Genomic DNA, 5,325 nt, shown 5'->3' with positions numbered 1-5,325 from the left:
AATCAACGCAGATGTAAACGCTGCGGCTAATATTTTACGAAAAGTAGTCCCGAATGCATGGACAAACGGGATAGAGGGGTTAGGCGTGGAACAGCTCGCTAGTGTGTTAACTCCACTAACGTTAATCGTCCATTAGGCCGAAACGTTAGAAACCTCCACTTCAAGCTTTGCTAAGTGGGGGAGTATTCATATAGGTAAGAGCAATTGGACATGCATCGAAGTGAATTATATGTTGATCAAAATGCAGATAGATTGTTTGGAGTTTAGAATATTTAGAAGTTTTTATGTTATGAACATGATACTATAAAACCGGGGAAAATATTTCAAATATACATAAAAAGAGGATGAAGTATGAAACAACAATCTATATTAGTCGTAGATGATGATAAGGATATCGTTCAAATGATTGAAGTGTATTTACAACAAGAAGGCTACAAAGTTATAAAAGCTTATGATGGAGAACAAGCATTACAGCTCTTATTGGAACATGATATTGAATTGGCGATCCTTGATATTATGATGCCGATTATGGATGGAATTGAAGTGTGCAGGAGAATACGAGAAAATTATAATATACCTGTAATGTTCTTAAGTGCAAAATCAACGGATGTAGATAAAGTTATCGGATTAAGCACAGGGGCAGACGATTATATTGGGAAGCCATTTAGTCTAATTGAGCTGATAGCACGAGTAAAAGCGCAGTTAAGAAGATACAAATATTTAAACCAAACTCCGATACAGATGATTGAAAAAAAGATTCAAATTAGAGAATTAGAAATAGATGAGGCCTCTAGAAAGGTACTGTTATATGGAGAACATATTAATCTTACAAAGACAGAATATGAGATTTTGCATCTGATGGCAACACACCCAAACCGCGTATTTACGCTAGAAGAGATATATGAAAGTGTTTGGCGAGAAGCAGCTTATGAAAGTAATAATACTGTCATGGTCCATCTAGCAAGATTAAGAGGGAAGATAGAAGCGAATCCGAAAGAGTCAAAATTTATCCAAAATGTATGGGGAGTAGGATATAAAATTGAAAGCTAAATTATTTCAAGGATTAAGAATGAAGTTTTTTTTCATTTTTATATGCAGTATTGTATTTGCAACTTTATGTATTGTGTTCTTTCAAAATGCTATTAGTCATGTATATGGAAATACAGTGGAATTAGAGGAGAAGTACTCTTTTCTATATTTTGTTATTTTTTTGATCTTAACTTCATTCTTTTACCTTCTATTATCAAAGAATATGATATTGAGATTAGAAGAAATTAATCAAAATGTAGAAGAAATTAGCAAGGGAAATTTAAATGTACAAATACAAACAATGAAAAACGATGAAATAGGACAACTTGCAACAAATATTAATAAAATGACAAACAGTTTAAAAGAGTCAATTGAAAACGAAAAATTTGCACAAAAGCTGAAAAATGAGATGATTAGTAATATTTCTCATGATCTGCGGACACCAGTAACATCGTTAATTGGCTATGTGGATTTAATAGAACGTAATCTTGATATGAACAAAGAGAATTGTCAGCAATATGTAAAGGTTGTAAAACGTAAAAGTCATGAATTGAAAAATCAAGTAGATGACTTACTTGAATATTGTCATATTAATTACAGAGAGATTCAGTTGCATAAAGAAATTGTAGGAGTTAAGCAATTAGTAGAACAAGTTATGATTGATTTTATTCCCCAACTAGAAGCGGCACGAATGACCTTTCATATAGAAGGTAATCAAGATTTACAAATAGAAGCGGATATCAGTTTACTAGTAAGATTAATGCAAAATATAATTAGCAACAGCATCTTTTATGGGAAATCTGGAAGGGAAATTGATGTGCGGATTTTTCAGGAAGATAGAGATATTAAGATAAACTTTAAAAATTATGGGAAGAAAATTTCACAAGAAGATGTCCCTTATATATTTGAAAAATTTTATCGGGGGGAAAAGTCACGAAGTGCTCATACAGGTGGAAAAGGGATGGGGCTTGCTATTGCTAAAAGCATTGCCAATATACATAAAGGTGATATTACAGTATGCAGTGATGACAAGGAAACGGTATTTACACTCATTTTGCCGCAATATTCAACAAAATCGTAAGAAAGTTGTAAGTATTTCTTTCAAATGTCGTAATTATTATTTTGTACGATCTTAATATAAGACATTACAAATGGAGGGAATACGATGTGGAAGAAATGGATAATGATCATGTTTATTACAACATTAGCAGTAGGTTGGGGTTCTGTTTATTTAACTACTGGTATTGTGTCTGTTTTAGCTTGGTGGGCAATGCAAGTTTTTAGTATAGTAGGTTTCATTAGTGTAATTATTACGATATGTGTAATAGTGGGTAAACTGTTTTCTAGAAGTAAAATACATAAAACAACCGCAACGATTTTTATTCTATCCGCAGCAGCTGCTTGGCCGGCATGTTGGTTTGTTGGAATTGGACAAATCGCCTATCCAGTAAATGTGAATTCGATTACACCGAAAGTAACAATTCGACTTCCGTTTAATGAAACTGTTCGGGTAGGGTGGGGAGGAGATCAACTTCAAACAAATTACCATGCTATCGAACCAATTCAACGTTGGGCGTATGATTTTATTGCCCCGCAAAAAGGAGTAACAAGTTCACAATTAAAGGATTACGACATATACGGAGTGGACGTAATAGCACCTGCATCAGGAACAGTTATAGCTGTAGAAAATTCAGAAGCTGATTTAACACCAGGAAATAATAATTTTAAGTCTATGGCAGGTAACCATATTTATATACGGTTAGATGAGACGGGAACATATCTTGTCCTTGATCACCTAAAACGGGGATCTGTCAAAGTGAAGGTGGGGCAACACATAGAAGAAGGAACAGTAATTGCTCGTGTTGGTAACTCTGGAAATTCTAGTGAACCACATTTACACATTCATCATCAAAGGCAAGATCCATCTAAGACGAGTATGTTTCTTTCTGAAGGATTACCATTATATTTTCGCAATATAGACGGACCATCTATGCCAAAAGGGGGAATTCGTATAGAAGATGGAAGAGATGTACCGACGGGGGATGTTATTTCACCAATTTGAGATCATTATTTACCTTATACATACTAAAATAAAAAAGAGAATGCCATACAACTCTAATAATTTAGGTTTGTAGGCATTCTCTTTTTTAACCAACAAATGTTTGATACAACAAAAATATATTTAAAGCGATAATTAATACGGCAATTATCCATGCAAGTGCTGTTGTCACACGATGATTGACAAGACCACCCATAATGTTCTTTTTACTTGTAAAGACAATAAGTGGAATTAATGCAAATGCAATTCCAAATGATAACACGACTTGACTCATTACGAGGGCATGAGTTGGATTTACACCTAATGCAATAATAACAAGTGGTGGAACCATTGTAATAAATCGGCGCACATATAAAGGAATGTGCATACGGATGAATCCTTGCATAATAATGTCACCGGACATCGTACCGACGGAAGAACTGGATAAACCGGCAGCTAGTAAACCAATTCCAAAAAGAGCTGCTGATGTAGGCCCGACTAAATGGCCAAATTCGCGAAAAGCGACATCTAAATCTTCGACATGTAGCCCGTTTTTGAAGAATAGGGAAGCTGCTACAATTAACATACTTGCATTAATTGCTCCGGCAATGACCATTGCAATTACAATATCGATAAATTCAAAGCGGAAAATTTGTTTTCGCTCTGCATCTGTTGTTCCTACTACACGCCTTTGTGTTAAAGCAGAATGTAAATAAATTGCATGTGGCATAACGGTTGCGCCTAAAATTCCTGCTGCAAGTAAAATACTATTTACACCTTGAAACCGAGGAACGAAAAGTCCTGATAGAAGAGGACTTAGTTCTGGTTTTGCGTAAAATACTTGGACGCCAAAAGCAATAACAACGATAAAGACCATGCCGGTAATGACTGCTTCTAGTGGACGAAATCCTCTGCGTTGAAACTCTAGAATAATGAATGAACCTACTGCTGTAATGAGTGCAGCGGGTAGCAGTGGAATATTAAATAATAAATTTAATCCTAAAGCAGCACCGATAAACTCAGCAAGATCAGTTGCCATAATTACTAATTCACCTTGTATCCATAAACCGATGGAAACAGATTTTGGAAAATGTTCCCGGGCAACTTCAGGAAGGTTTTTTCCAGTAGCAATTCCTAATTTAGCTGATAAAGATTGAATTAACACGGCCATTAAATTTGAAACAAGGATAACCCAAAGTAGTAAATAACCGTATTGGGACCCTGCCGCAATATTCGTGGCGAAATTCCCTGGATCAATATAAGCAACAGATGCGATAAAAGCGGGGCCTAAAAAAGGTAATAATCGCTTCAGTCCTTTTGTCTGACCGCTTAAAGCTAACTGTGCCGATTGCATCGTCCTGTTATTTGGCGGAAGATGTCCGCGCTCTTTTGTATTTTCTGTCATGTTTTGTTTCCCCTTTTGCTTGTTAACTTGATGCAATTTGTTTTATTTATTTTTGTCGTAAATTATATTTCTTTTATTTGAACATAAATTTTGCCTTTGTGCAAATTATATTACATTAGGAAAAATAGTGCTAGATTATTTATGTATATCAATGATAAGTCGAATATTTAGTAAGTATGGAAGAAATAGAGTGTTCGGTTATGAATACTTATATGCATTTAAAATAGGAGCAATAAAGTGAAACTTTAATCAGTGGGGGTTTTCTTCATTCCCCACTGATTATTAGTTGAACCAATCGGGCTTTTACGGGCAGCTTATCTCCCACCTAACTTCTTAAGAAAGGCGGAGGCGGCTCGCTCAGAATCGCAGGACGTTGGAGCACAGGGCGGAGAGGCGCTTTTTGCCTCGTCCGAGGGGGGCGAAACGACCGGAGATTCTAGCCGCTAGAGCTGGACAATGCTTTTGCTGAATTTTGAGGTGGGAGTATTACTGCCCGTTAATGTGGGATAAAGTTTTTACAAAGAAGCTGTGATTGCTTTGTGGAGTATGCTTTCTGTTTACAATGTTCATCGCTAGCAATGGAAAAAAAGATGGCTCGGGTCAAACGAGGCCACTGAAAAAGTCCTCATAGTTCAAAAAGTGAAAGCTTCCCCGATGAAATCGAGGAAGCTTTCACTTTTTTTATGTATAATGGTTGTACTAACTCTAGGTGGTGTCTCGGATGATTTCAAAACAACAACCTCTTAACCTTAGCCCATTCATGGCGATTTACGATATCGTCGTGCCAAAAGATAATATGCTTCGTCAATTTAATGAAATGGTTGATTTTTCTTTTGTGTTAGAGGAATTAAAG

At 35.8% G+C, this 5,325-nt stretch carries 4 protein-coding genes; 3 read left to right on the top strand and 1 reads right to left on the bottom strand.

Translation table 11 applies throughout. The features are described from left to right. Nucleotides 1-351: 351 nt before the first annotated feature. The 3 genes from BR72_RS17145 (at nt 352) to BR72_RS17135 (ending at nt 3,091) form a co-directional block, all read left to right on the top strand. Nucleotides 352-1,050, top strand: coding sequence for a response regulator transcription factor (locus BR72_RS17145; RefSeq protein ID WP_035434848.1), 699 nt, complete (start codon nt 352-354; stop codon nt 1,048-1,050). Between the two features lie 19 nt (nt 1,051-1,069). Further along, on the top strand, nt 1,070-2,110 hold the full coding sequence (locus BR72_RS17140) for a sensor histidine kinase (protein ID WP_035434850.1): 1,041 nt from the start codon (nt 1,070-1,072) through the stop codon (nt 2,108-2,110). Nucleotides 2,111-2,194: 84 nt separating this feature from the next. Beyond that, a complete protein-coding gene (locus BR72_RS17135) occupies nt 2,195-3,091 on the top strand; it encodes a M23 family metallopeptidase (protein ID WP_035434846.1) in 897 nt (298 codons plus the stop codon). Nucleotides 3,092-3,176: 85 nt separating this feature from the next. Here BR72_RS17135 and BR72_RS17130 read toward each other — a convergent pair whose 3' ends face one another. Then, the gene (locus BR72_RS17130) at nt 3,177-4,472 is read right to left on the bottom strand and encodes an Nramp family divalent metal transporter (RefSeq protein ID WP_035434844.1); all 1,296 of its coding nucleotides are present in this window, start codon (nt 4,470-4,472) and stop codon (nt 3,177-3,179) included. Nucleotides 4,473-5,325 lie beyond the last annotated feature (853 nt).

Source organism: Bacillus sp. UNC322MFChir4.1 (genome assembly GCF_000746135.1).
In the GTDB taxonomy this organism is placed as follows: domain Bacteria; phylum Bacillota; class Bacilli; order Bacillales; family Bacillaceae_G; genus Bacillus_A.
The sequence above is the reverse complement of the archived record's forward strand: the minus strand, read 5'-3'. Positions and strand labels throughout refer to the sequence as shown.

Excerpts from the sequence above, each read along its gene's own strand:
- BR72_RS17145 (WP_035434848.1), top strand. The coding sequence starts at position 352 with ATGAAACAACAATCTATATTAGTCGTAGATGATGATAAGGATATCGTT.
- BR72_RS17140 (WP_035434850.1), top strand. The coding sequence starts at position 1,070 with ATGAAGTTTTTTTTCATTTTTATATGCAGTATTGTATTTGCAACTTTA.
- BR72_RS17135 (WP_035434846.1), top strand. The coding sequence starts at position 2,195 with ATGTGGAAGAAATGGATAATGATCATGTTTATTACAACATTAGCAGTA.
- BR72_RS17130 (WP_035434844.1), bottom strand. The coding sequence starts at position 4,472 with ATGACAGAAAATACAAAAGAGCGCGGACATCTTCCGCCAAATAACAGG.